Annotated in this window: 29 protein-coding genes; 17 read left to right on the top strand and 12 right to left on the bottom strand. The window is 66.8% G+C overall.

Features of this window, described 5'->3' with window-relative positions; all coding sequences use genetic code 11:
- Both ACO1P8_RS23455 and ACO1P8_RS23450 read right to left on the bottom strand, forming a co-directional pair.
- Positions 1–374 (bottom strand): type III pantothenate kinase (locus ACO1P8_RS23455; protein ID WP_486298246.1); only part of this gene is annotated, 374 nt, incomplete at its 3' end.
- A complete protein-coding gene (locus tag ACO1P8_RS23450; RefSeq protein ID WP_486298245.1) occupies positions 371–1240 on the bottom strand; it encodes a biotin--[acetyl-CoA-carboxylase] ligase in 870 nt (289 codons plus the stop codon). The genes ACO1P8_RS23455 and ACO1P8_RS23450, both read right to left, overlap by 4 nt.
- Before the next feature lie 203 nt (positions 1241–1443).
- On the opposite strand from ACO1P8_RS23450, the gene ACO1P8_RS23445 reads away from it, so the two are divergent.
- Genes ACO1P8_RS23445 through ACO1P8_RS23425 form a run of 5 tightly spaced genes read left to right on the top strand, consistent with a single transcriptional unit; the run spans position 1444 to position 5808 of the window.
- On the top strand, positions 1444–2580 hold the full coding sequence (locus tag ACO1P8_RS23445) for an MlaE family ABC transporter permease (protein WP_486298244.1): 1137 nt from the start codon (positions 1444–1446) through the stop codon (positions 2578–2580).
- Positions 2577–3422, top strand: coding sequence for an ABC transporter ATP-binding protein (locus ACO1P8_RS23440; RefSeq protein WP_486298243.1), 846 nt, complete (start codon positions 2577–2579; stop codon positions 3420–3422). The genes ACO1P8_RS23445 and ACO1P8_RS23440 overlap by 4 nt, the downstream gene beginning before the upstream one ends.
- A complete protein-coding gene (locus ACO1P8_RS23435; RefSeq protein ID WP_486298242.1) occupies positions 3409–4362 on the top strand; it encodes an MlaD family protein in 954 nt (317 codons plus the stop codon). Before ACO1P8_RS23440 ends, ACO1P8_RS23435 begins: the two co-directional genes overlap by 14 nt.
- Entirely contained in the window at positions 4359–5144 is a 786-nt protein-coding gene (locus ACO1P8_RS23430; protein ID WP_486298241.1) for an ABC-type transport auxiliary lipoprotein family protein, read from the top strand. Before ACO1P8_RS23435 ends, ACO1P8_RS23430 begins: the two co-directional genes overlap by 4 nt.
- A gap of 13 nt (positions 5145–5157) precedes the next feature.
- Positions 5158–5808: an alpha/beta hydrolase gene (locus ACO1P8_RS23425; protein ID WP_486298240.1), complete on the top strand. Its 651-nt coding sequence runs from the start codon at positions 5158–5160 to the stop codon at positions 5806–5808.
- Here ACO1P8_RS23425 and ACO1P8_RS23420 read toward each other — a convergent pair.
- Both ACO1P8_RS23420 and ACO1P8_RS23415 read right to left on the bottom strand, forming a co-directional pair.
- Positions 5764–7125 (bottom strand): aminotransferase class III-fold pyridoxal phosphate-dependent enzyme, encoded by a 1362-nt coding sequence (locus tag ACO1P8_RS23420; protein ID WP_486298239.1) that lies wholly within the window; start codon positions 7123–7125, stop codon positions 5764–5766. The two genes, ACO1P8_RS23425 and ACO1P8_RS23420, sit on opposite strands and share 45 nt — an antisense overlap.
- A 164-nt stretch (positions 7126–7289) precedes the next feature.
- Positions 7290–8783, bottom strand: a complete 1494-nt coding sequence (locus ACO1P8_RS23415; protein WP_486298238.1) for a putative bifunctional diguanylate cyclase/phosphodiesterase — start codon at positions 8781–8783, stop codon at positions 7290–7292.
- Positions 8784–9145: 362 nt separating this feature from the next.
- Between ACO1P8_RS23415 and ACO1P8_RS23410 the strand changes: the two genes are divergently transcribed.
- From ACO1P8_RS23410 to ACO1P8_RS23380, 7 genes are all read left to right on the top strand, one after another.
- Positions 9146–10465, top strand: coding sequence for a D-alanyl-D-alanine carboxypeptidase family protein (locus ACO1P8_RS23410; protein WP_486298237.1), 1320 nt, complete (start codon positions 9146–9148; stop codon positions 10463–10465).
- Between the two features lie 147 nt (positions 10466–10612).
- Positions 10613–11506: a D-amino acid aminotransferase gene (locus ACO1P8_RS23405; protein ID WP_486298236.1), complete on the top strand. Its 894-nt coding sequence runs from the start codon at positions 10613–10615 to the stop codon at positions 11504–11506.
- A gap of 5 nt (positions 11507–11511) precedes the next feature.
- Entirely contained in the window at positions 11512–11787 is a 276-nt protein-coding gene (locus tag ACO1P8_RS23400) for a YbeD family protein (RefSeq protein ID WP_094844222.1), read from the top strand.
- A 90-nt stretch (positions 11788–11877) separates the two neighbouring features.
- Positions 11878–12516 (top strand): lipoyl(octanoyl) transferase LipB, encoded by a 639-nt coding sequence (gene lipB / locus ACO1P8_RS23395; RefSeq protein ID WP_486298235.1) that lies wholly within the window; start codon positions 11878–11880, stop codon positions 12514–12516.
- Positions 12517–12792: 276 nt separating this feature from the next.
- The gene (locus tag ACO1P8_RS23390) at positions 12793–13251 is read left to right on the top strand and encodes a cupin domain-containing protein (RefSeq protein WP_486298234.1); all 459 of its coding nucleotides are present in this window, start codon (positions 12793–12795) and stop codon (positions 13249–13251) included.
- A gap of 46 nt (positions 13252–13297) precedes the next feature.
- Complete coding sequence (gene lipA, locus ACO1P8_RS23385) at positions 13298–14347, top strand: lipoyl synthase (protein ID WP_486298233.1); 1050 nt, start codon at positions 13298–13300, stop codon at positions 14345–14347.
- Between the two features lie 16 nt (positions 14348–14363).
- Positions 14364–15029, top strand: a complete 666-nt coding sequence (locus ACO1P8_RS23380; RefSeq protein ID WP_486298232.1) for a YoaK family protein — start codon at positions 14364–14366, stop codon at positions 15027–15029.
- 67 nt (positions 15030–15096) lie between these two features.
- On the opposite strand, the gene ACO1P8_RS23375 is transcribed toward ACO1P8_RS23380, so the two are convergent.
- The 3 genes from ACO1P8_RS23375 to ACO1P8_RS23365 all read right to left on the bottom strand — a co-directional run bounded on the left by ACO1P8_RS23375 (position 15097) and on the right by ACO1P8_RS23365 (position 16996).
- Entirely contained in the window at positions 15097–15681 is a 585-nt protein-coding gene (locus tag ACO1P8_RS23375; RefSeq protein ID WP_486298231.1) for a DUF4142 domain-containing protein, read from the bottom strand.
- A gap of 282 nt (positions 15682–15963) precedes the next feature.
- Complete coding sequence (locus ACO1P8_RS23370; RefSeq protein WP_486298230.1) at positions 15964–16533, bottom strand: cob(I)yrinic acid a,c-diamide adenosyltransferase; 570 nt, start codon at positions 16531–16533, stop codon at positions 15964–15966.
- Positions 16526–16996 (bottom strand): GNAT family N-acetyltransferase, encoded by a 471-nt coding sequence (locus ACO1P8_RS23365; RefSeq protein ID WP_486298248.1) that lies wholly within the window; start codon positions 16994–16996, stop codon positions 16526–16528. Before ACO1P8_RS23365 ends, ACO1P8_RS23370 begins: the two co-directional genes overlap by 8 nt.
- 189 nt (positions 16997–17185) lie before the next feature.
- Here ACO1P8_RS23365 and ACO1P8_RS23360 point away from each other — a divergent pair, with 189 nt between their 5' ends.
- Complete coding sequence (locus ACO1P8_RS23360; RefSeq protein WP_486298247.1) at positions 17186–17515, top strand: copper-binding protein; 330 nt, start codon at positions 17186–17188, stop codon at positions 17513–17515.
- 16 nt (positions 17516–17531) lie between these two features.
- On the opposite strand, the gene hslU is transcribed toward ACO1P8_RS23360, so the two are convergent.
- The 5 genes from hslU to ACO1P8_RS23335 all read right to left on the bottom strand — a co-directional run bounded on the left by hslU (position 17532) and on the right by ACO1P8_RS23335 (position 22110).
- Complete coding sequence (gene hslU, locus ACO1P8_RS23355; RefSeq protein WP_486298229.1) at positions 17532–18866, bottom strand: ATP-dependent protease ATPase subunit HslU; 1335 nt, start codon at positions 18864–18866, stop codon at positions 17532–17534.
- 62 nt (positions 18867–18928) lie between these two features.
- On the bottom strand, positions 18929–19468 hold the full coding sequence (gene hslV, locus ACO1P8_RS23350) for an ATP-dependent protease subunit HslV (protein WP_094844217.1): 540 nt from the start codon (positions 19466–19468) through the stop codon (positions 18929–18931).
- Positions 19469–19723: 255 nt separating this feature from the next.
- Positions 19724–20188 (bottom strand): RNA polymerase-binding protein DksA, encoded by a 465-nt coding sequence (dksA, locus tag ACO1P8_RS23345; RefSeq protein ID WP_066356861.1) that lies wholly within the window; start codon positions 20186–20188, stop codon positions 19724–19726.
- 48 nt (positions 20189–20236) lie between these two features.
- A complete protein-coding gene (locus tag ACO1P8_RS23340; protein ID WP_486298228.1) occupies positions 20237–21334 on the bottom strand; it encodes a CobW family GTP-binding protein in 1098 nt (365 codons plus the stop codon).
- 251 nt (positions 21335–21585) lie between these two features.
- The gene (locus ACO1P8_RS23335; RefSeq protein WP_486298227.1) at positions 21586–22110 is read right to left on the bottom strand and encodes a Fur family transcriptional regulator; all 525 of its coding nucleotides are present in this window, start codon (positions 22108–22110) and stop codon (positions 21586–21588) included.
- A gap of 248 nt (positions 22111–22358) precedes the next feature.
- Between ACO1P8_RS23335 and ACO1P8_RS23330 the strand changes: the two genes are divergently transcribed.
- From ACO1P8_RS23330 to ACO1P8_RS23315, 4 genes are read left to right on the top strand one after another with little or no spacing between them, the layout of a single operon-like run.
- A complete protein-coding gene (locus ACO1P8_RS23330; protein WP_486298226.1) occupies positions 22359–22586 on the top strand; it encodes a hypothetical protein in 228 nt (75 codons plus the stop codon).
- On the top strand, positions 22577–23311 hold the full coding sequence (locus ACO1P8_RS23325; protein ID WP_486298225.1) for a metal ABC transporter ATP-binding protein: 735 nt from the start codon (positions 22577–22579) through the stop codon (positions 23309–23311). The genes ACO1P8_RS23330 and ACO1P8_RS23325 overlap by 10 nt, the downstream gene beginning before the upstream one ends.
- 40 nt (positions 23312–23351) lie before the next feature.
- The gene (locus tag ACO1P8_RS23320) at positions 23352–24224 is read left to right on the top strand and encodes a metal ABC transporter permease (RefSeq protein WP_486298224.1); all 873 of its coding nucleotides are present in this window, start codon (positions 23352–23354) and stop codon (positions 24222–24224) included.
- A 19-nt stretch (positions 24225–24243) separates the two neighbouring features.
- Positions 24244–25257, top strand: coding sequence for a metal ABC transporter substrate-binding protein (locus tag ACO1P8_RS23315; protein WP_486298223.1), 1014 nt, complete (start codon positions 24244–24246; stop codon positions 25255–25257).
- The last annotated feature ends 213 nt before the right edge of the window (positions 25258–25470 follow it).

The following is a 25470-nucleotide window of genomic DNA, read 5'->3' as shown; positions in this document are numbered from 1 at the left end:
TCGGATGCCCCGTTCTTAACCGCATCGCGTCTGGCCAGCACGCCCAGCATCGACACCCATCGGTCCGCGCCCAGTTGTCCTGGCTGCGTATAGCGCGAGGTCAATCCATAGGCGTGCACCTGCGGCACGATCCAGCGCACGGGGCAGTGGATGTCGCCCAAGGCCGCTTCGATAGCGGCGGGGCGCGCCGGGCCCGCGACGTTGGTGCCCAACGCGGCGACAGGCGCGCCGGATAGTGTAGCGAGCCAGTTCTTTAAGCCACGGATGTCGTCGTTGTCCAGCGCGTGGGCGTGGAGGTTCGCATCGCCAGCACCTTCGACAACCCCCACCTTCAGCCGCGTATTCCCGGAGTCGATCAGGATGATGGTTTTCATGCGGGCCGCACCGAAATCTCGCCGACCGACACCGGCAGTTCGCCTTCCCAGGTGCGGATCCGCAGGCGTCCTTGCGCGTCCACGCCGCACCCCAGGCCGTGGTGCAGGACGGTACCCTTGTCCAGCACCTGGATGTCGCGCCCCTCCAGGGCATCCAATCGCCTGAATCGCCCGACGAACCCGGCGAATCCGTCGCGTTCGACTTCGGCCAGGGCATTGCGCCACGCCATGGCGACTTCGCAGACGACGTCGCTAAGCGCGACGTCGCTGCCCGTCGAGGTCCAGTCCGCTATCTGGCGCTGCAGGGTACGGGACAAGTCTTCGGCGTCGCACAGGTTCATGCCCATGCCGATGACCACGGTGTGGCCGGCGTGCCGGCCAGCCGGATTGCGCGTGGTTTCGACCAATACGCCCGCAAGCTTGGCGTCGCCCCATTGCACGTCATTGGGCCATTTGACGCACAGGCGTTCGCCGGCCGCGCCGGCAATGGCGCGCAGGGCTTCGCACGCCACCAGGCCGGCCAGCGGAGACAGGACGGGCAGGTGGGAAGGGGGCAGGACGGTATCGAATGCGCAGGAAAACATCAGCGCCGCGCCCGGCCGGTTTTGCCATGCCCGTCCAGCGCGGCCGCGTCCGGTCTGTTGCAAATGGGCGCCGAGCAGCCATGGTTTCGGGGTGTCGGAGCCGTGGACGGCGTCCGCGCCGGGGCCGCGTTGGCGCGCGCGCGCCAGCAGATCGGCATTGGTCGAGCCGGTCCGTGCCGTCCAGTCGACGTGGCCGAAAGGCGTGCGGGCGCCGTCCATCAACCGTGCACGCAGGGCGGCGGCCATATGGTCTGGCGAAGGAAGTCCGGGCAAATCGGGCATGGGGAACGTCGAGGGCTGGGACAGCGCAGGGTGTAGAGAATGTTCGCGGGGCGGCAATGGCCGGATCGGCGAGCGATGAGCGGATTTTATAGCCCTGCGTTGCGTGGCGCGTTCCCGCACCCGTCCGGACGGGCTACTCCGCGTATCATTACCCCTGTTCGCGTCCAGGAGGGCCGGCGCCAGACCGGTCCCATCGATACTCCATGGTCCAGACCCACCCGAATCCGCCGGCCGCCGCCGTGTCGCCTTTCCGGCTTTCCGGCGGCGTTTGCTATGTGAGCGGCGACTGGAGCGTTCACGCCCTGGCGCGGCCCGGCGAGGTCCAGGCCCGCTGCCACGCCCTGGAGCAAGCCGCGCGCGATGCGCGCTGGGACCTGACCGGCATCGTCCGCCTGGATACCGTCGGTGCCAACCTGATCTGGCATGCCTGGGGCGACAGGATGCCTGACCGGCTGCGGGTGTCCGCCGGGCTGAAGGAAGTGTTCGACGCCCTGGCTGCCCATCCGCACGAAGTCGTCGCGCCGCCCCCGCCGCCCGAAGACCGCCTGGGTCCGCTCGTGACACTGGGCGAGGGCATCCTGGTGGGCGCGCGCCATGGCTACGCGATGACCATCATGCTGGGCCAGCTGATACTGGACCTGGGCGCGATGCTGCGCAATCCCGCCCGCGCGCCGTGGCGCGAAATTTCCGCGCAGATCTACCGTGCGGGCGCGCAGGCGCTGGGCATTACCGCGTTGGTGGGCTTCCTGATCGGGGTGGTGATTTCGTATCTGTCGTCGCAGCAGTTGCAGACCTACGGCGCCGAGCGCTTTATCGTGCGCCTGCTGGGGACGTCCATCGTGCGCGAGCTGGGGCCGGTGCTGGCGGCTATCCTGGTCGCCGGCCGGTCGGGGTCCGCCTTTACGGCGCAGATCGGCGTGATGCGCGTCACGCAGGAGCTGGACGCCATGGCGGTGATGGGCATTTCGTATAGCCAGCGGCTGATCCTGCCGCGCGTGGTTGCGCTGGCGGTGTCGATGCCGCTGCTGGTGGTGTGGACGGATGCGATGGCGCTGCTGGGCGGCATGCTGGCCGCGCGGGCGCAGTTGGGCGTGTCGCTGGGCTGGTTCCTGAACACGCTGCCGGACGCGGTGAGCTTGTCGAACTACGGCATCGGCTTGGTCAAAGGGGCGACCTTCGGTGTGGTGATCGCGCTGGTCGCATGCTATTTCGGGTTGAACATCGAACCGAATACGGAAAGCCTCGGCCGCCGCACGACGACGTCCGTGGTGACTTCCATTACCGGTGTGATCCTGGTCGACGCGTTGTACGCCGTGATGCTGAGCGGGGTGGCTTTATGAAAGACGATGTCTCTCAACAGCGGCATTTGTTCAAGGACGACGCGCTGACCGTGGCGCCCATTATCTCGGTGGTGGGCCTGAAGACGGCGTTCGGCGACCACGTCGTGCACGAAGACCTGAACCTGACGGTCTATCCCGGCGAGATCCTGACGCTGGTGGGCGGATCCGGCTCCGGCAAGACGGTGTTGCTGCGGCAGATCATGGGCCTGGAAACGCCGGCCGCGGGCAGGGTGACAGTCATGGGCATGCCGGTCTCGGAAATGAGCTCGATGGAATGCGGCAAGCTGGCGCGGCGATGGGGCGTGCTTTTCCAGGCCGGCGCCTTGTTCTCGGCGTTGTCGGTGTTCGACAACGTCGCCCTGCCGCTGCGCGAATTGCGCACGATCCCGGAAGCGCTGGTGCAGGACGTGGTGATGTGCCGGCTCGAGATGGTGGGCCTGTCGGCCGACGATGCGCACAAGCGGCCCGCCGACCTTTCCGGCGGGATGGTCAAGCGCGTGGCGCTGGCGCGCGCCCTGTCGCTGGATCCGCAGTTGCTGTTCCTGGACGAGCCGACAGCCGGCCTGGATCCGCAGCGGTCCGATGAGTTCGTCGACCTGGTGCGCAATCTGCACAAGCAGCTGCATTTCACGGTGCTGATGGTGACCCACGATCTCGATACGCTGGTGGAGCTGTCCTCGCGCGTCGCGGTCCTGGCCGACAAGCATGTCGTTGCCTGCGATACCCTGCAGGAAATCCTGCAAGTGAATCATCCCTTTATCCAAGCTTTCTTCCTGGGCGAGCGCGGCCGCCGGGCGCTTGGTGACCTGGCTCCAAAGGAGTTGATGTATGGAAAGCCGTAGCCATGCGCTGCTGGCGGGTGCGTTTACGCTGGTGCTGCTGGCGGCCGTCCTGTTGATCGCCCTGGTGATCAACCGTGATCGCGCCACGTTGACCGAGTACGAGATTATTTCCAATACGGCGGTGAGCGGGCTGTCGGCGCAATCGCCGGTGCGCTACCAGGGCGTGCCCGCGGGCAAGGTCCAGGGATTGAGCTTCGATCCCAATGTGCCGGGCCGTGTGCGCATCCGCATCGGCGTGGCGCCCAGTGTGCCGATTACCGAGGCGACCTGGGCGGAGCTGGGCGTGCAGGGAATTACGGGCCTGGCCAATATCGATTTGCGCGACGACGGCAGTTCGCGGGTGCGGCTGGAGCGCCAGGGCGATGCCTTGCCGATCATTCCGTTGCGTCCGGGCCTGCTCGAGCGGCTTTCGCTCGGCGGCGGCAATATCGTCGGCAACCTGGAGAAGATCTCGGGCCAGTTGGCCGTCCTGCTGAACGACCAGAACCTGCAGGCCTTGCAGTCCGCCTTGCGGGATGCGGCCACGGTGTCGGCCTCGCTGAAGGACGCGAGCGCGCAGCTGCGTCCGCTGGTGGCGAAGGTCGGGCCCCTGATCGATAACCTGGGCGAAACGTCGCGGCAGGCGCAAGGGGCGGCGCGCGATATTTCGGCGCTGGCGCAGCAGGCGCGCATCGCGGTGGCGCGCCTGGATGCGCCGGATGGGCCGCTGGTGATGGCCACGCGCAGCCTGCGCGAGATCGCCTATGCCGCTTCACGCCTGTCCAATGACACCTTGCCGGCCGTCAGCGGCATGGCGAACCAGGTCAGCGCCACCGCGCGCGGCGTGTCCACCACCGTGCGGCGCGTCGGCGATACGCCGCAGTCGATTATTTTCGGGGCGCCGCCGCCGCGGCCCGGACCGGGCGAAGCCGGCTTCGAAGGATTTGGGAGAGGACAATGAACCCGCAGATGACCCGCCATGCCCGACGATGGGGTGTCTGGCGTTCGCTGCCCGCGGTGCTGGCCCTGGCCGTGGCGCTGGGCGGATGCAGCCTGGGGCGCACGAGTCCGCCGGCGCAGTTGTTCGATCTGGGTCCGGCGCCGGGCGCGTCCGCGGCGCTGCCGTCCGGGGCATCGGCGTCGGCGGGCGGTGCGATGCCGTCAGGCAGTCTGGCGGCATCGTCAGGCGCTTCCACTGCGTCGTCCGGCGGCCAGGCCACGCGCCGCGAGGCCGTGGCGGTCAGTTTCTCCGCCGCGCAGATGTTGACGGATACCGGTGTGATCTGGCGTGTGGGCGATAGCGCCAGTCCGCATTCCTATGCGACGTATCGCTGGGCCGCGCCGCCGTCGCAACTCGTGCAGCAGCGCGTGATCGACCGGCTCTCCGCGATGGGGCCGGTGGTGCAGGATGGCGTCGATCCCCGTGCGCCCGTGCTGCAGGTGACGTTGACCCGCTTCGAGCAGGTCTACACGCCGGACGGCAAGTCCAGCTCGGGGCAGGTCGCGCTTCAGGCCGTCCTGGTGCGGGACCGGCGCGTAGTCGATTCCCTTCGCTTGGCACGCGCGGCGACAGCGCCCAGCCAGGACGCGCAGGGGGGCGTGCAAGCCCTGCGTACCGCGACGGACATGGCGGCGGGCGACCTTTCCGCCTGGCTGGAACGAAGCCTGGCGGCATCGACCTCGACATCGTCCCCGGCGCCGGCGGCCGGCGCTGCCGGTTTAACATCGCGTTCTTTGCCCTGACGAGTGCCCTGCAATGTCCGCCCGTACCGAGATTGTCCAGTTCAACGGCCTGGCCGGCCCCATCGATTGCGCCGTGGATTGGCCGGAAGGCGCGCCGCGCGGCTGGGCGCTGGTGCTGCACCCGCATCCGTTGCACGAGGGCACGCGCGATAACAAGGTCGTGACGACGATCGCCCGTGCGTGTGTGCAGCAGGGATTGGTGGCGCTACGCCCGGATTTTCGCGGCGTGCGCGCGTCGGCGGGGGAATTCGACAAGGCGCGCGGCGAAACCGAAGATATGCGCGAGCTGGTCGCGCAATGGCTGGAACGGGAACCCGGGCTGGCCGCCGCGCCATGGGCCCTGGCCGGCTTTTCTTTCGGTACCGCGGTTGCCGCGCAGCTGGATGCCGCACTGGCCGATAGCGGCATGGCGCGGCCGTCGGCCCTGGTTTTGGCGGGCGCCGCGGTCTGGCGCTTCCAGTTCCGCGATGTGGCGCTGCCGGACGACACGCTGATCGTCCATGGGGAGCAGGACGAAGTCGTGCCCCTGGTCGAGCTCTTCGATTGGACGCGGGACCGTTCGGTGCCGGTGGTGGTCATCCCCGGCGCCACGCACTTCTTCCACGGCAAGCTGCTGCTGTTACGACAGCTGGTGCTGACCCGGCTCGCGCGTGCCTGGCCGTGAGGCCCCGGAGGCACGGCGTCCGGCGGCGATATCGCGCAGGACGCGCTCCAGGATTTCCAGCCCCTCATCGAGTTGTGTTTCGGTGCTGACCATGGGCGGAGCCACGCGGACGATGCGGTCCGGATCGTCGCCGGCCCGCTCGCGCAACAGCAATCCCTGGTCGCGGCATGCCTGTACGACTTCCTGCCCGAGCCGGTGCGCGTGATTTCCGGCAGCCCAGTCCGCCGATAGCTCGATCGCATACATCGCCCCCCGGCCATGGACCGCGCCGATCAACAGTCTGTCGGCCGCCATCGCATCCAGGCGCGTCTTCAGGTATTCGCCTATCGCCGCGGCGCGCGAGACCAGCGCCTCTTCCCGCACAATGTCGATCGTCGTGACGGCCGCGATGCAGGCCACGGGATCGTGCCACGCGAGGTCCAGCGCCCCGTTGTCGCAGGCGCGTACCTGTTCCGCGATATCGGGTGCCGTGCAGACCGCATCGATGGACTGGCCTGCCCCGAAGCGCGCCGATACGATAAGGATGTCCGGGACGACATCGTCATGCTGGTGCCCCCACATGCGGCCTGTTCTGCCGTAGCCGGTGGCGGTCTCGTCGACGATCAACAGCATGCCGTACTGGTGGCAAAGGCGCCGCAGGACGGGTGCCCAGCCAGCCCCCGCGCCGGACGCGCCGCCGGCGAAGGGCGTCATAAGCAGCGCGGCGGGGCGCCGTTCGCAAGCGTTTACCGCGGCCTCGAATGCCGCCCAGGGGCACGGTTGCAGGCCACCTTGCGCGCCGCAGGAACATTGCGCGGGGTCGGGACAAACGGCAGCCGTGGCGTGCGCTTGGGATACGCTCGGAGCCGGGGGAATGCTCGGGTGCGATGCAGCCGTGGCCGGCCGCGTCAAGCACAGCGCGCCATCATGGGTGGCGGATACCGCGATGATATCGGCGCCGCCGGTGACGGCGCGGGCCATGCCGGCCGCGACGCGCAACGCGGCGTCCCCATGCGGGACGAGCAGCGATTTCTGCAGCGGGGGGGTCAGGATTTCTCCCAGGCGGCAGTGCAGCAGCAATGCGTCCTGGTCGAGGAAGGTATCGTCGCTGACCGTATGCAGGCGCCGTCGCACTGCCTCGACATAACGGGGATGGTTGTGGCCGAGGATCGCGCCCGTCGGGTTGGAGCCGAAGTCCAGATAGCGTGCGCCGGCGGCATCGTGAATGATCGGGCCCTGCGCGTGTGCGATCGGCGGGCGTGCCGTCCGGCGCGCTGCCCCCGGTGGATGGCGTATCGTCCAGCGATCGATCGCATCCTGCACGTCATACGCGTCCATAGGGCCCCTCCCGGTCAGGTCCGTGGTGCGTTTGTTCCTTTGTCCACGCAATCGTACAAATAAATTGCCGGAGCGTCCTTTAAGGAGAAACCCGTGGAATGAAATCCCCCGCCAGCCTTGCTGGCGGGTACGCGCGGGGTGCCGACGCAACGCCCCGAACGATGTCAGGGCCGAACGGGCAGGCCGCCTTCCAGCGAGGTACCGATCGCCGGGACAGGCTTGCCCAGGCTTTCGAGGAAAAATTCAAAAGCCGCGAGCGGCATGGGACGCTTCAAGAGATAACCTTGCATTTGGTCGCAAGAGAGTGCCCTCAGGGCGTTCAATTGCGTCGTGGTTTCGACGCCTTCCGCGACGACTTCCATGTTCAGCGTGTGCGCCATGGCCAGAATGGCCGCCACGATGGCGCGCCCTTCCTCGCCGTGCGTGTCCAGCCCTTGCGTGAAGAATCGGTCGATCTTCAATTGCTGTGCGCGGAACTGTTGTAGATAGGCCAGACTGGAATAGCCGGTGCCGAAGTCGTCGATGGCGATGCCGAAGCCGTGTCCGCGGAAGGCGCGGATGACGCGCGAACTGAGCTCCGCATCCTGCATGGCGACCGATTCCGTGATCTCGAAGACCAGGCGGGTCGGCGGTACGCCTTCCTCGTGCGCGATGGCGACCATGCGCTCGACGAAATCCGGATGCGACAGCTGCTTGGTCGATAGATTGATCGACACCTTCAAAGAGGGCAGGCCGCGGGCGTCCCAGCGCTTCATATGCCGGCATACCGTGCGCATGACCCAGAATCCGATCTCGATGATCTGGCCCGAGCGTTCCGCGACGGGAATGAATTCGCCCGGCGGCACCGCGCCCAGGCGCGGATGGCTCCAGCGCAGCAGCGCTTCGGCGGCAGTCACGCGGTGGCCGCCGTCGGCGAATTCCGGCTGGTAGTCCAGGCTGAGCTGTTCGCTGATAAGCGCATCGTTCAGCCCCTGCTGCATCATCAGCATGCGCCGGTAGCTTTCGCCCATGTGCGGTTCGTAGAAGCGAAAGCCGTTGCGGCCATGTTCCTTCGCGCCGTACATCGCGATGTCGGCGTTCTTCATCAGCGTTTCGACGTCTTCGCCGTCGTGCGGGAACATGGCGATGCCGATGCTGGCGGTAAGCCGCAGCGTCATGCCCTGGAATGTCAGATCGTCGCGCATGGCGGTATTGACGGCCTGCGCCACGCGGGCGGCACCCTCGCGGCTGTTCAGGCCTTCGACCAGCACGACGAACTCGTCGCCGCCCAGGCGCCCGACGGTGTCTTCGCCCCGCACGCAGGCACGCAGCCGCCGCGCGAAGGATTGCAGCATGCCATCGCCGATGCTGTGGCCCAGCGAATCGTTGATGTGCTTGAAGCCATCCAGGTCCATCAGCAGCAGCGCGAATTCGTTGCCCGTATGGCGCGCGCGCGTAATGGCCATGTCGGTGGACCCGGCCAGCGCGGTGCGGTTGGGCAGTTCGGTCAGCATGTCCGTGGTGGCCAGGCGCTGCAAGGCGATGCTGACCTCGCGCAGGGAGCCGTCCAGGGAACGCCGCGATGCCGCGTACCGCGAGGCCAATACGGCGGTATACGCGGCCAGCGCCACGACGATAAGGGACAAAAGGACCGTCCCAGCGAGATAGGTGCCGCTCATGAATGATCGACTGCAGGATGTGAAACTGCACTAGGGCCGAAGTCGGCCGGCTGACGGTAACGGCTTAGGTCGGTTGGCTCAGCATAGTAACAAGAATGTATCTGCTCCAATACAAGTGTCGCCCGCTGCGCGCGCGCGCGTTTCTTGCGCGCGACACCCCGCTGCTTTCTTACGGCAGTGTCGCGCGCCGCCGCACGGGCGATCGTACTGTTAGGCTTCTGGTTGTAAATGTTTGTTTTGGAAGTTGCATGGCGTTGCATGTTCGACGGCGTGCAGACAGGCTTTCCCGGGTATCGCGCTTACTTGGCCTGCCTATAATTGTAGGTTTCCACGCCCATCCCCGACCCCTCCCGATTTTGCCGATGACGATTCCGCGTTTGCCCCGTTTTTCCCCTTCAACCGTTGGACGGCGCCTTGTCGCCGGCACGTTGACAGCGGCGCTGGCGATGGGAGCGCCGGCGGCCTGGGCACAGACAGCGGGCAAACCGGCGGCCAAGGCGGCGGCGCCGGCCCCGGCAACCAATCCCACCCAGGCAGCGACGACGCCATCGGGGGCGTCCGCCTCGCAGGTGGCCAACGCGGACGCCAATGGCATCTCTCCGGTCTCCGCGGTGTCTTCGGTGCCCGCCCCGGCAATCGCCGCGCGGGCCTGGATTTCCGTGGACGTCAATAGCGGCCAGGTGCTGGCGGGGTCCAACCCCGACCAGCAGGTCGAGCCGGCATCCCTGACCAAGATCATGACCGCGTATGTGGTCTTCAATGCCCTCGACGAAAAGCGCCTGACGCTGGACCAGCAGGTGCCGGTGTCCGAACATGCCTGGCGTACGGGCGGTTCGCGCATGTTCATCGAGCCGCGCAAGCCCGTCACGGTGGACGAGCTGCTGCAGGGCGTGATCGTTCAGTCCGGCAACGATGCTTCGGTGGCGCTGGCCGAGGCCGTGGCCGGCAGCGAAACCGCCTTCGCAACCTTGATGAACCAGGAAGCCGAGCGCCTGGGCATGAAGGACACGCACTTCGTCAATGCCACCGGCCTGCCGGATCCCCAGCACACCACGACGGTACGCGACCTGGCGACCATCGCCACCCACCTGATCACCGATCATCCCGATTACTTCCACTACTACAAGCAGCGGGCCTTCACCTACAACAAGATCAGCCAGCCCAATCGCAACCGGCTGTTGTGGGCCGATCCCTCGGTGGACGGCATGAAGACCGGGCACACCGAATCGGCGGGCTATTGCCTGGTCGCCACCGCCCTGCGCGGCGACCGCCGCGTGCTGACGGTGATGGTCGGGGCCGATAGCGAGTCCACGCGGGCGGAGGAAAGCCTCAAGCTGCTGAACTGGAGCTTCCAGAACTTCGATACCGTCAAGCTGTTCGACAACAACCAGCCGGCGCTGGACGCGCGCGTATGGGAAGGTAAGGTCGAGAACGCCAAGCTCGGTCCCCCGGCCCCGGTCTGGATCGCCGTGCCGCGCGGCAAGGCCGCGGACGTCAAGCCGGTGGCGGAGCGCACCGATCCGCTCGTCGCGCCGCTGGAAAAAGGCCAGCGCGTGGGCACGCTGCGCCTGACCCTGGACGGCAAGACCCTGCGCACCGAGCCGCTGGTCGTGCGCGAATCCGTGGAACGCGCGGGCTTTTTCAGCCGCATGATCGATATCGTGAAGCGCTGGATGCAGTAGGCAGCCCAGGCGGTGTAAGCTGGCGGCCATCCCGCGGACGGCCGCCGGGCCGGCTGGACAGGGCGGACGGAGGTCCGCCTTTTTCATTGCGGCGCGGTTTGTCATGGCGGTCCGTCGCGCGCCAATTTTTCCTTGCAAGGAGTACTCATGATTCCGGGCGTGCCGGGCGATAGCCTGGCGTATCTGAATGGCGAATTCCTGCGGTTGCAGGACGCGAAAATCTCGGTCCTGGACCGCGGGTTCATTTTCGGCGATGGCATCTATGAAGTCGTGCCGGTGTACGAAGGCCGTCCTTTCCGCATGGCCGAACACCTCGCGCGGCTGGAGCGCAGCCTGGCCAGCATCCGCATCGAATCGCCCTTCGATCGCGCCGGCTGGGATGAGGTCGTCCAGGGGCTGATCGAGCGGTCATTGACGCCTTCCTGCGTGGTGTACCTGCAGGTTACGCGTGGCGTGGCCAAGCGCGACCACGGGTTTCCGGCGGAACGCCTGACGCCTACGGTGTTCGGCATGACTTCGCCTTTCACCCGGCCCGACGCCGAGCTGCGCGAGCAGGGCGTATCGCTGGTGTCGATTCCCGACGAGCGTTGGCTGCACTGCGATATCAAGTCGGTTTCCCTGCTGGGCAATGTGCTGGCCAAGCAGCGCGCGGTGGACGAGGGCGCCGATGAAGTCGTGCAGTTTCGCGACGGCATTCTTACCGAGGGCGCGACCTGCAATGTCTGGGCGGTGGCGGGCGGCAAGCTGCTGGGCGCGCCCAAGAACCATCTGGTGCTGGAGGGCATACGCTACGGGTTGATGGCCGAGCTCGCGCAGGAAGCCGGTATTCCCTTCGAGATGCGCCCCATTGCGCGCGCCGAAGTCGAAAATGCCGACGAGCTGCTGGTGTCTTCGGCTACCCGGGAGATCCTGCCGGTCGCGACGCTGGACGGCAAACCGGTGGGTGCGGGCCGACCCGGCCCGGTTTATGCGGCCCTGCGCCGGGGGTATGATGCCCGTATCGCCGCGCTGCTTGGAAAAGCCTCCGGCGTCCCCATGTAATACGCATGATGAATATCCCGCCCGAACAATCCCTGATCGAATACCCCAGCGATTTCCCCATCAAGGTGATGGGGAAGCGGCATCCGGATTTCGCCCAGGTATTGACCGAAGTCGTATTGCAGTTCGATCCCGGCTTCGATCCCGCCACCGTCGAAATGCGGCCGAGCAAGGGCGGCAATTACATCGGCCTGACCTTCACGGTACGCGCCACCTCGCGCGAGCAGCTGGACGGGCTGTACCGGGCACTGCACGGCCATCCGCTGGTCGCCGTCGTGCTCTAGGGCCTGTCAACGCCGGAACACCCCTCGCATGAGTACGCAAACAGGCCCTGGGCGGGCGCCATACGGCCCACCGGCAAGGGGCGCCCGCGCATGATCAAGTGGTTGAACCGGCCCGCCGATTATGCGGCGGTATGGCAGGCAATGCAGGCCTTCACGGAGGCCCGCACGCCCGCCACCGCCGACGAGATCTGGCTGTGCGAGCATGGGCCGGTGTATACCCTGGGGCAGGCGGGCAAGCCCGAGCATGTGCTGAATCCCCGCGACATCCCCGTCGTGCGTACCGATCGCGGCGGCCAGGTCACCTATCACGGTCCGGGCCAGGTGGTGGCATATGCCCTGATCGATCTGCGGCGCGCCGGGATCTATGTGAAGGAATACGTGGCCTTCCTGGAAGACGCCGTCATCGCCACCCTGGCCGGCTACGGTATTCAGGCCTGCCGCAAGCCCGGCGCCCCGGGCGTCTATGTGCCCGTCCCGTCCGCCGGCGGCGAACTGGCCAAGATCGCCGCGCTGGGCATCAAGATCCGCTCCGGCTGCGCCTATCACGGCGTGGCCTTGAACGTCGATATGGACCTCGCGCCTTTCCTGGGCATCAATCCGTGCGGGTACGAGAACCTGGCGACCACGGATATGGCGTCGTGTGGCGTGGCGGCCAGCCTGCGGGATGTAGGCGAAAGCCTGGCGTCGCGCATCGCACGCGTCGCGGTGCGCGAAGACGGCGGCGCCTGAGGCCTGAGGCCTGGCGCCGGCCGCGTACGCCCCACCCCGCCGGATTCGGCCGGATGGCCGACATGCCGGCGCGCCCCGTGCGTTCAGCCGACTGTTGGCATATCCTCCGCGTAGGGACCGGGTCCTGGGCGTCACGGCACCGGCTACGAAGACGGCGCTGCCCCAACCGGACCCTGACCATCCAGGACAAGGACGCGGTCGAACGCAGCTTCCAGGGCAATACCCGTTCCCTGGACGGGCGCCATTCCGCGCGAATAACGAAAGGGGGACTTCATCATGACCGACAGCAACGCGCCCGTAACCGACGCCATCCACATCGGCCAATTGGCCATTCGATACCTGATCGATGGCACCGCCACCGGCGGCATGGGCGTCTTCGAACTGACCGTGGCACCGGGCTCGCAGGTGCCTCCGCCGCACAGCCACACGCATAACGAAGAGTGCGCGTATGTCCTGGAAGGGGTGCTTCGCTATTCGGTGGATGGCATCGCGCGCGATCTCAAGCCCGGCGAGTGGATGCACACGCCTAAGGGATCGGTGCATCACTTCAGCAACCCGCACGCCGGGACGGCCCGCGCCCTGATCGTTTTGACGCCCGACATCGGCGCCCGGTATTTCCGTGATGTGCGGGACGTCGTCAGTGCCGGCGGGCCGCCGGATCGGGCCAGGCTGATGGAAGTCATGTCCCGGTATGGGCTGGTGCCCGCGCCGCCCCGCCGGCCGGGAGTAAACTAGGGTTTTTCCCGAAGACGGCGCCTCGGGCGCCGCGCGCAGCCGACTCATGTCCACGCCCGCAGATCATTCCTTCGCCGAGCCCGCCCAGGCCGACGCCTCCCATTCCCCGTCCGTGCCGGTCGTCCCGCACGCCGTGCCGGCCGATTCCGCCCAGCCTTACGATCCGACCGCGAAGCAGAAGTCGCAGGCCAAGACGGCCCGCATTCCGATCAAGGTGGTGCAGGCCGAGCGGCTGAAGAAGCCCGAATGGATACGCGTGCGCGCCGCCGCGCCAGGCTCGCGCTTCTACGACATCAAGCGCATTCTGCGCGAGCACAATCTGCACACCGTCTGCGAAGAGGCGTCGTGTCCGAATATCGGCGAGTGCTTCGGCAAGGGCACCGCGACCTTCATGATCATGGGCGACAAGTGCACTCGCCGTTGCCCGTTCTGTGATGTGGGGCATGGCCGCCCGGATCCGCTGGATGCCGACGAGCCGCGGAACCTGGCGCGCACGATCGCGGCGCTGAAGCTGTCCTATGTGGTGATCACTTCCGTGGACCGCGACGACCTGCGCGATGGCGGCGCCGGCCATTTCGTCGAGTGCATCCGGCAGGTGCGCGAGCAGTCGCCGTCGACTCGCATCGAAGTCCTGGTGCCGGATTTCCGCGGCCGCCTGGACCGCGCGCTGGAGATCCTCAACGCCGGTCCGCCGGATGTCATGAATCACAATCTGGAAACGGTGCCACGCTTGTACAAGCAGGCCCGTCCCGGTTCCGATTACGCGCATTCGCTGAAGCTGCTGCAGGAGTTCAAGCGCCTGCACCCGGATGTTCCGACCAAATCCGGCCTGATGCTGGGCCTGGGCGAAACGGACGACGAAATCCTGCAGGTGATGCGCGACATGCGCGCGCACGGGGTCGACATGCTGACCATCGGCCAGTATCTGCAACCTTCGGAGCACCATTTGCCGGTGCTGCGCTACGTCCATCCCGACACCTTCGCGATGTTCGAGCGCGAAGCCTATGAAATGGGCTTCTCGCACGCGGCGGTGGGCGCGATGGTGCGTTCCTCCTACCACGCGGACCAGCAGGCGCACGCGGCCGGCGTGAACTGATCCGGACAGCGCCGCCATGCGGACGCTGTTCGTCGCCGCGCTCTCCTGCCTGGCTGGGATGACGGATGCGATCGGCCTGATCGCGGCGGGCAGCTTCGTATCGTTCATGAGCGGCAACACCACCAACCTGGGGCTGGCCGTGGCCGCCCTGGACACGCGGCATGCCGGCCGGCTGGCGGCCGTCCTGCTGCTGTTCGTGCTGGGAAGCGCGCTGGGCGAGGCCATCGCGCAGCGCGCCCGGCATTCGCGCCCCGCCGTGCTGGGCGCCGTCGCGATGCTGCTGACGGTTTCCTGCGCCGGGCTATATCTGGGCGATCATGGGATGGGTCCTGCGGAGGCATGGCGCCAAGCGGCGCGTCTGGTCGCGGTGCTGACGATGGGCGTCCTGAATGCCGCATTCGAAAAAGTCGACGGCCAGTCCGTGGGCCTGACCTACGTGACGGGTGCGCTGGCGCGCCTGGGGCAGGCCCTGGGCCGTTACGCCGCTACCCGCCAAATGCAGCGCGCAGGACCACATCTCGCGGCCTTTCTGGGGCTGCTTGTGGGCGCAGTCAGCGGCGCGCTATTGCAGTACCGCTGGCCGGCGCAGGCCCTATTCGCGCCCGCTGCGGTTGCGTGGTTGCTCTGTCTTGCAGCGTGGCGGACGCCCAGGCGGATGTTGGGCGATCGGACGCCCGGATGAAGCCATCCGGCGGATGCGGCCGGCGCGGCCAGTGACCGCGCCGATGCCTGCTTACTCGATTGCCCGCTTACTTCTTGGCCTTGCTGTCCGTGTCGATCTTCTGGTGCAGCGCGTTGGCCATATCCAGGTGGTGCTGCAGCGTGGGCAGCGTCTTCGCGGCCCAGGCCTTGATGTCCGGGTCCTTGGCTTCGGCGGCGGCCTTCTTGAAGAGCTTGACGGTGTCCTCGTGCGCGGCCACACCGATCCGGCTTACGTACATCTTGTCGAAGGTGTCGCCACTGGTGGCGCTAAGCGCCTTCAGCTCCGTGCGTTGCAGGATCGACGGCTTATCGGGCGGGGTGTAGCCCTTCTGCTTGGCCAGCGCCATCAGTTCCTCGTTCGCCTTCGTGTGGTCCTGGATCATCTGGTCCGCGAACTGCTTCACATCGGCATTGCTGCTCTTGGTCTGGGCCATTTTGCTGCCTTCGATCTCGGCATGCCCGCCCTGCGCGGCGTTCTCCAGAAAATCCTTGTCGGCGCTGGCCAGCGTGCTGCGCTGTTCCGTTTTCTTATGCGGGACAGGCGAGGCAGGGGCGGGCTGGGCCCAGGCGCCCGTGGTGAAGGCAAGGACTCCGGCGGCCAGAAGCCCGCGGGTGATGGATCGTGCAGTCATGGAATTCTCCTTGGAAATGCGCCAATTCGGCGTCATCCAAGCACGAGCAATTTGCGCGCCCGGCAATGGCGCCAGGCCATCTTTCCTCCAGGGAGACTGCGCTATCTTGGCGGGGTGCTGCTGAGCAAGGTGGCGAACCTCGTTCGCCTGGCAAGGCCACCGGGTCGGACGGAAGCCTACGCCATCGCGGATACGTCGGCGTGTCTGGAAGCGTTGTCCGTCGATCCCGGCATGCTGTCCGACCCTGCCTTGCCCAGCGGGTGCTCAGCACAGCACAGCACATCACGGTTTGCCGGGTGCGTCCCTGGATGGATTGCGCCAGTAAACGTCGGGCGTTCCGGCGGAACGGTTGACCGCCCGCGCCATGACGAAGAGCAGGTCGGAGAGCCGGTTCAAGTACTGCACGACCGGTTTATTGACCGTTTCCATGCGCTGTAGGGCGACGACGGCGCGTTCCGCGCGGCGGCACACCGTGCGGGCGACGTGCAGCAGCGCTGCCGCCCGCGAGCCGCCGGGCAGGATGAATTCGCGCAGCGGCGGCAGGCTGGCGTTGTAGTGGGCGAGCCGGCCATCGAGGTGACTGACGTGGTTGCCGTCCAGCTTGGCGTAGCCCGGTATGCAGAGCTCCGCCCCCATGTCGAAGAGTGCATGCTGCACATCGCGCAGGTCGGCCGCCACGCCAGCATCCAGCTGCGGTTCGGCCAGTACCACGCCCAGCGCACTGTTGAGTTCGTCGACGTCGCCCAGGGCCGCGACGCGCGCGCTGTCTTTCGCGACCCGGCTGCCGTCGCCCAGGCCGGTGGTGCCGTCGTCGCCGGCACGCGTGGCGATGACGGTCAGGCGGTTAGCCATGCTGGCCGGCCCCGGCTGGCGCAGCGATCGGGGCGCGCCCCATTTTGTCCAGCGCGTCGCCGGTGACGCGGACGATGCGCCACTCCGGCAGGATTTCCGCGCCCAGGCTTTCATAGAAATCGATGGCCGGCTGGTTCCAATCCAGCACCGTCCATTCGAATCGTCCGCAACCGCGTTCGACCGCGATGCCGGCCAGTTGCCGCAGCAGCGCGCGCCCGATCCCGTTGCCGCGTTGGTCGGCGCGGACGTAAACGTCTTCCAGGTACAGGCCGCGCCGGCACAGGAAGGTCGAATAGTTGTGAAACCAGACCGCATAGGCGAGCAGCGCGGGGTCCTGCTCATCGGTGCGCTGGGCCACCAGGCATTCGGCCGCCGGTGTGCGGCCGAACAGCGAGGCGCGCAGGCTATCCTCGGTGGCGGCGAAGATGGCCGTCAGCTTCTCGTACTCGGCCAGTTCGCGCATCAGCGCCAGGATGCCGGGGATGTCGCGCGGGGTCGCGGGACGGATGATGTAGGGGGTGGTAGCGGACAATGTCGTCTTCCGTGGAGCGAGTGGCGCTATGCTAGTTGCAGGCCGAAGCGGCCGCAAGGAGCAACGATGTTGGAAGACGGGCAAGGGGCGGCCCCGCCACGGGCGCCGGGCGGACTGGCCATGGATGGGCGCAGGCGCGCGACGCTGCGGGCGGCCGCCATGGTGGCTATGGCCATCGCCGCGGGCATCGCCGGGACGGCGGGCGCGGAGCAGGGCAAAGGTCCGGCCACCGCCACTGGCGAGGTGCGGCGCATCGACATCCAGCAGGGGACGGTGGTGTTGCGCCACGGGGAAATCAAGGAGCTGGGCTTGCCCGCCGCGACGCTGGTGTATCACGTGGCGCCGGCCTTGCTGCGGGATATCAAGCCTGGCGACAAGGTCCGCTTTACCGCCACCCGGCAGGACGGCAGGTATGTGGTGACCGCGATCGACAAGAACATGCTTCCCTAGCGGAATTGGATCGGGTCTACAACACGTAGCGCGCCAGGTCCTGGCTGCCCGCCACTTCAGCCAGTTTGTCGTTCACGTAGGTGGCGTCGATACGCACCACGCCGCCCGAACTGGCGGCCGCATCGAAGGACAAATCCTCCAGCAGCTTTTCCATGACGGTGTACAGGCGCCGCGCGCCGATGTTCTCGGTCTTTTCGTTGACGGTGAACGCCAGCTCGGCCAGGCGCGCGATGCCATCGTCGGTGAACTCCAGCTTGACGTCTTCCGTGGCCATCAGGGCGGTGTACTGCTTGGTCAGCGAGGCGTCGGTATCCGACAGGATGCGCACGAAGTCCGCGGCGGTCAGGGAATCGAGCTCTACCCGGATGGGAAAGCGCCCCTGCAATTCAGGAATCAGGTCGGACGGCTTGGCCAGGTGGAAGGCCCCGGAGGCGATGAACAGGATATGGTCGGTGCGGACCATTCCGTAGCGCGTATTGACGGTCGTGCCTTCGACCAGCGGCAGCAGGTCGCGCTGTACGCCCTGGCGGGAGACTTCGGCGCCGCCGGTCTCCTGGCGCGCGGCGATCTTGTCGATTTCGTCCAGAAACACGATGCCGTTCTGTTCGACATTGGCGATGGCCGCGCTGCGCAGGTCGTCTTCGTTGACGCGCTTGGCGGCTTCTTCCTCGACCAGCAGCTTGAAGGCTTCCTTGACCTTGAGCTTGCGCGATTTCTTTTTGTCGCGGTTCAGGCCGGCGAACATGCCGCGCAGCTGCTCCGTCATTTCTTCCATGCCGGGCGGGCCCATGATGTCCATCTGCGGCACGGGTTGCGCGACTTCGATTTCCACTTCCAGGTCGTCGATCTTCCCTTCGCGCAGGCGCTTGCGGAAAGTCTGGCGGGCGCTGCTTTCGTCGTTGCGGTCCGGCTCGCCGCTGGCGGTGCGCGGCGGGGGCACCAGCGCATCCAGGATCAGGTCTTCCGCCGCGTCCTCCGCTTGCGATCGGACCCGCCGCATTTCCAGCTCGCGGGTCTGCTTGATGGAATATTCGGTAAGGTCGCGGATGATGGTGTCGACGTCGCGGCCGACATAGCCGACCTCGGTGAACTTGGTGGCTTCGATCTTGATGAAGGGCGCATTGGCCAGCTTGGCCAGGCGGCGCGCAATCTCGGTCTTGCCCACGCCGGTCGGCCCGATCATCAGGATATTCTTGGGATGGATCTCGTTGCGCAGCGGCTCGGCGACTTGCTGGCGGCGCCAGCGGTTGCGCAGGGCGACCGCGACGGATCGCTTGCCGCGATTCTGGCCGACGATGTATTTGTCGAGTTCGGAGACGATTTCCCCGGGAGTCATGGTGGAGGCGGACATGCTTGGATCCTTGGGCACACGGAGGCGGGCGGACGGTGCGCGGCGCACATGGGCGCGGGCGCTTATTCGCCCAGCGTTTCGATCAGGTGGTTCTGGTTGGTGTAGATGCACAGGTCGCCGGCGATCTCCAGCGACTTCTTGACGATGTCTTCGGGCGACAGGTCGGTGTGGTCCAGCAGGGCGCGCGCCGCCGATTGCGCATAGGCGCCGCCCGAACCGATGGCGGCCAGGCCGTGTTCCGGCTCCAGGACGTCACCGTTGCCGGTCAGGACCAGCGTATGGTCGCGGTCGGCGACGATAAGCATCGCTTCCAGGCGGCGCAGCACGCGGTCGGTGCGCCAGTCGCGGGTCAGTTCGACCGCCGCGCGCATCAGATGGCCCTGGTGCTTTTCCAGCTTGGCCTCGAAGCGTTCCTGCAGGGTGAAGGCATCGGCTGTCGCGCCGGCAAAGCCGGCCAGGATCCTGTCGTGATAAAGGCGGCGGATTTTGCGCGCCGTGCCCTTGATGATGATGTTGCCGAGCGTGACCTGGCCATCGCCGCCCAGCGCGACGCGGTTGCCGCGCCGCACGCTGACGATGGTAGTGCCGTGATATTGATCCATGATGCTTTTCCTTCGCGCCGACGCGGGCAGCTCCCATTCCTGTAAGCGGGGAGCCTGTAACCATGGCATATGGGGGCGCCGGCGCGGAGATCAAGATCGGGCGGGCTACCGCTCCTGCTCCCGGGCGGTGCCGGGCCGCGCGCATGGCGATTCGGCACCCGCGGATATCGATGTGCCCCCGCGCGGCGCAAAGAAAAAGGGCCGGACCTGTGCCGGTCCGGCCCTGCTTGCGGACTTGCACGCCCGGCGGGCGTATCAGTCGCCGTAGAGCTTTTGGCGCATCTCGCGGCGTTCCTGCGCTTCCAGCGACAGGGTGGCCGTGGGACGGGCCAGCAGGCGGGGGATGCCGATGGGCTCGCCCGTTTCCTCGCACCAGCCGTATTCGCCGCTGTCGATGCGGGCGATGGACTGCTGGACCTTTTTCAGCAGCTTGCGTTCGCGGTCGCGCGTGCGCAGCTCGAGCGCGTGTTCTTCTTCGATCGTGGCGCGGTCGGCGGGGTCGGGAACGAATTGCGTTTCGCGCAGATGTTCCGTGGTTTCGCCCGCGTTGTTCAGGATGTCCTGCTCCAGCTGCTTCAACCGGTCCTTGAAGAACGCCAGCTGGCGTTCGTTCATGTAGTCGGATTCGGGCATGGCCAGCAATTCTTCTTCGCTGGGCAGATCAACCGGCGTCTCGTTTGTCGACTTGCTTGATTTTTTCGTTGCTGCCTTGGTAGCCATGAAAGTACTCCACACTATGAATCGGACCTGGCGATGGCGTCCCGTGCTTCAGGACGCCCCCACCAGGCACTGCTCCAGTCCCCGGGTAAATATTTCCTGGGGCAGTTTGCGGCCGATGAAGACCATTTTGGTGGCCGGCTTTTCGCTGGCCGTCCAGGGTTTGCCCGGCTCGGCTCCCATCATCATGTGCACACCCTGGAAGAGCATGCGCCGGTTTACCCCTTTCATGTAGAGGATGCCTTTGTAGCGCAGCAGGTCCGGGCCGTATACCTGCACCACGCCGCCGAGGAATTCTTCCAGGCGGACGGGATCGAACGGTTTGCTGGACCGGAACACGAAGGCGCCGATCTCGTCGCTGTGATGCGCGTGATGATGGTGGTGATGGCCGTGGCCGCATTCCGGCCCGCAGTCGCCTTCGTGATCATGGTCGTGATCATGATCATGATCGTGCTGGGCGTCGGGATGCTCGTCCGCGAGGAAGTCGGGGTCGATGTCCAGGATCGAATTCAGGTTGAACCCGCTGATGTCGATGATGGACTTGAGGTCGACTTCGCCGAAGTTCACCGGCGTGATGGGGGCGCGCGGATTGATGCGTACGATGCGGGCGCGCAGCGCTTCGTAGTCGGCCTCGTTCACGAGGTCGCGCTTGGAAATCAGGACGCGGTCGGCGAAGCCGATCTGCTTCTGGGATTCTTCCTGGGCGTCCAGGGTGGCCATGCCGTGCTTGGCGTCGACGACCGTGATGACGGCATCCAGCCGATAGTATTCGGCGATGTCGTCGTCCATGAAAAAGGTTTGGCACACCGGGCCGGGGTTGGCCATGCCGGTGGTTTCCAGGATGACGCGTTCGAAGTTCAGCTGGCCGTTCTGGCGCTTGGCTTTCAGTTCGCCCAGCGTGCGCATCAGGTCGCCGCGCACGGTGCAGCAGACGCAGCCGTTGCTGAGTTCGACGATTTCTTCATCGCTGTCCTGCACCAGCAGGTCGTTGTCGATGCTCTCGGGGCCGAATTCGTTTTCGATGACCGCGACGCGGCGGCCATGGTATTCGGATAGGACGCGTTTGAGCAGTGTAGTCTTGCCCGCACCGAGGAAGCCGGTGAGGATCGTGACGGGGACCATTTCGTCCAGACTGCGCAAGGTATTCATAATGACTGCCGAATAGAGGCCTCGGCGAAATGCCCCGGCGAGGTTGCCTGGGCGTTGCGCGAAGCGCGGGGGGCAAGGATATGTCGGGCCGCCATCTCTAGGGCCGCGTTCCCGCCCGGACGCAGGATTACAGCACAGTCGGCGACGCCGGGCAAACCCCGGGCCTACCCTGGTTTAAAGGGGAGATTGCGGCCAAATGGGGGCAGATACAGGGATTTCAATACCCGGCTCGGAATATTCCGGCATACGTATTAGTGCGTATGGGCGGGCCCGTGGCCGCCATGGCCCGCGGGCTCGGCCGCGGCCGCGCGTTTTTGCTGGCAGGCCGGACACAGCGCGCGGATTTCCGTTTCGTGGGAGTTCAGGGCGAAGCCGGTGCGCGCGACGCGTTCTTCCAGCTGGCGGCTCATCGCCGGATCGCTGACCTCCGCCACGGCCCCGCAGCCGGTGCAGACCACCAGCAGGTCGTGATGCGCGCCGCCGGCGTCGTGGCATGCGATCCAGGCATTGACCGCGTCCAGGCGATGGACCAGCCCTTCATCCATCAGGAAGTCCAGTGCCCGGTACACCGTCGGCGGCGCCGCGCCGGGATGGACGGCCCGCATGGCTTCCAGCAGGTCATAGGCCTTCAGGCTGCGGCCGTGCCGCAACAGCAGTTCCAGGACCTTGCGGCGTATCGGCGTCAACCGGCGGCCGCGTTGCGCGCACAGCGCTTCGGCGACGTCCAGTTGGGCGCCGATGCCATCGGGTCGGGCGGGTCGGGGGGAGGTGGGCATAACGCGAGCGGGGCCGGCAGGCATGCGGACGTAGGATGGGGTAGAGGATACCCGACCGGGCCCGCGCGCGGCGGGCGTCAGGTCGGCCCCAGTTTTGTTATGATATAACAATGCGAAGCCAGGGACGTCGCCGGCTCCGGTCCCGCCCATGCCGCGTGCCCGGCGCGTGGCGGGGGCGCGCGGGGTGGCGGGGGTGTCCCCGGCGCCGATGCTTTCCCGCCGTGCCCCGCGCTGTATCTCATTCTTTCATGACTTCCGATCCCTTCCACGCCAACTCGTCCGACCCGGCCGGTGCGCCCGTGTCGCCACCCGCTGCCGGGCATCGCGATGTCGCCCCCGCCGAAGCGCGCGCGCGGCAGGACGGCGCCGGGCAAGGCTCGTGGCTGCTCGCGTCGGCGGCGCAACGCATGGGGGCCGCCGCACTGGTATGCGCGGCGCTGTGGGGCTTGACCGGATGGGCCATGGGATGGTGGTAGGCGGCCAGCGCGCGCCGGCGCGCATTTCATTGGAGCAGGCCTCGTTCGGCTGGCGCGGCCGGCGCGCGGTCAGCGATGTCAGCGGGGTGTTCCTGCCAGGATCCATGACTGCCATCGTCGGCCCGAATGGCGCCGGCAAATCGACGCTGATCAAAGGGGTGATGGGCGTGCTGCGGCCCATGGCGGGCCGGGTCGTCCTGGACGGCGCGGGCCGCCGCGGCCTGGCCTGGCTGCCGCAGGCGGCCGAACTGGATCGGGGATTTCCCATCACCGTGCATGAATTGGTGGCGATGGGCGCCTGGCGGCGGGTCGGTGCCTGGCGGCGCTATGGCGCCTCGGAACGCGAACGCGTGCGTCAGGCCCTGGAAGCGGTTGGGCTGGCAGGGGCGGGCGACCGCATCGTCGGCACGTTGTCGGGCGGGCAATTGCAGCGCGCGCTGTTTGCGCGCCTGCTGTTGCAGGACGCGGATGCGTTGTTGCTGGACGAACCGTTCGCCGCCGTGGATTCCCATACGGTCGAAGACCTGATGCGCCTGCTGGGCCAGTGCCACGGCGAGGGGCGTACGGTGATCGCCGTGCTGCACGACCTGGATCTGGTTCGCGCGCATTTCCCGCGCACCCTGCTGTTGTCCGGCCACGCCGTGGCCTGGGGCGATACCGCCGACGTCCTGACCGACGCCAATCTGCACGCCGCCCGCCAGCTGCGCGACCGGGAGCTTGCATGAATACCGGATCGCGCAACGATAGGACGAGGACGCGACGGCCATGAGCATGATGGAGTGGGTGGTGTCGCCCTTTATGGACTACGGTTTTATGCGCCGGGCGCTCGCCGGCGCGTTCGCCTTGTCCTTCGGCGCGGCGCCGCTGGGCGTCTTCCTGGTCCTGCGGCGCATGAGCCTGATGGGCGACGCCATGTCGCACGCGATCCTGCCCGGTGTCGCGGCGGGCTTCCTGTTATCGGGGCTGTCGCTGACCGCGATGCTGCTGGGCGGCATCATCACCGGCCTGGCGGTGGCGCTGCTGGCGGGGCTGGTGTCGCGCCTGACGCCGTTGCGCGAAGACGCCAGTTTCGCGGCTTTCTACCTGATCTCTCTGGGCCTGGGCGTGCTCCTGGTATCCCTGCGCGGGTCGAACATGGACTTGCTGCATGTGTTGTTCGGCACGGTGCTGGGCCTGGACGACAACGCACTGCTGCTGGTGACGGCCTGCGCCACTATTACCCTGCTGTCGCTCGGCGCCCTGTACCGGCTGCTGGTGGCCGAATGCATGGACCCGGGATTCCTGCGCGCCGCCGGCGGTGGCGGATCGCGCGTGCACATGGCTTTCCTGATGCTGGTCGTATTCAACCTGGTGTCGGGATTCCAGGTCCTGGGAACATTGATGGTGGTGGGCATCATGATGCTGCCCGCCGCGTCCGCGCGGTTCTGGTCGCGGAGCGCCGCGGGGCAGATTCCGCTGGCGGCGCTGTTCGGCGCGCTGGCTTCGCTGGCGGGCCTGCTGGTTTCGTACCACGGCAACGTGCCCGCCTCGCCGGCCATCATCCTGAGCGCGGGCGTCATCTATCTGGTTTCGGTGGCATGCGGCCCGCAGGGCGGCTTGCTGGATCTGTCGCGGCGCGCCCGTGGCGCGGCGCATTGAGCTGTCTGGAGGTTCAGGTATGGCAATCGGGACATCACCCCGCCGTGGGTCGTCGAGGCTGGCCGTCTGGCTGGGCGCGCTGTCGCTGGCCGTCTGCGCGCCGCTGGCCTGGGCGGCCGACGCGCCGGCCGCCGCCCCCTTGCGCGTCGTCGCGAGTTTTTCCATTCTGGGCGATATGGTCAGGCAGATCGGCGGCGGCGACGTAAAGGTCGATACGCTGGTGGGTCCGGATGGCGATGCGCATGAATACGAGCCGACACCGGGCGACGCGCGGGCGCTCGGCGCGGCACGGCTCCTGGTGGTGAACGGCTTGAACTTCGAAACCTGGATGAACCGCCTGGTGAAGACGGCGAACTTCAAGGGCGCCATCGCGGTTGCTTCCGATGGGGTGACGCCGCGCCATTTCGATGACGATGACATCGGCGGCGTGGTCGGTTCGGATGCCGGGCAGCATGCTTCGGCCCATGCCGGCGACGGCGCGGCGGCGCACGCGGGCCATGCGTCGAGCCTGGATCCCCATGCATGGCAGAGCCTGGCCAATGGCGTCCTGTACGCGCGCAATATCGGCGCGGCGCTGGCCAAGGCGGATCCGGCCCATGCCGACGCGTATCGCCAGCGCACGGATGCCTACGTCGCCAAAATCGAAGCGCTGGACCAGCGTGTCAAGCAGGCTTTCGCGGCCTTGCCGCCCGACCGCAAGCGCGTGGTGACGTCGCATGATGCCTTCGGGTATTTCGGCCAGGCGTATGGCGTCACTTTCATTTCCACCATGGGCGTTTCCACGGACGCCGAGCCTTCGGCTGCGGACGTGGCGCGCATCATCGACCAGGTCAAGCGCGAAAAGGTGCCCGCCGTGTTTCTGGAGAATGTCAGCAACCCGCGCCTGGGCCAGCGTATCGCCCAGGATACCGGCGCCAAGCTGGGCGGGACGCTGTATTCGGACGCGCTGGCCAAGCCCGGCCTGCAGGCATCGACCTATTTGGGCATGTTCGAATGGAACCTGGCCGCCTTCATGGCCGCACTGAAGTCTTGAGTCTTGAGTCTTGAGTCTTGAGTCTTGAAGCCTTGATGCTTTGAGGCCTTGAAGGTGTCGCCGAACGCGGGCGGCAAGGCCTGGCATCGCCGGCGCCTTGCCGGGCCGGCGGAACGTCAGGACTTGCGGCCGGCGCGCGGGTGCGCCTTGTCGTAGACCTGTGCGAGATGCTGGAAATCCAGCCGCGTGTAGACCTGGGTGGTCGAGATGTTG

It is taken from the genome of Bordetella sp. (assembly GCF_057362025.1).
Note: the sequence above shows the minus strand (reverse complement) of the source record. Positions and strands in the feature narration are given on the sequence as shown.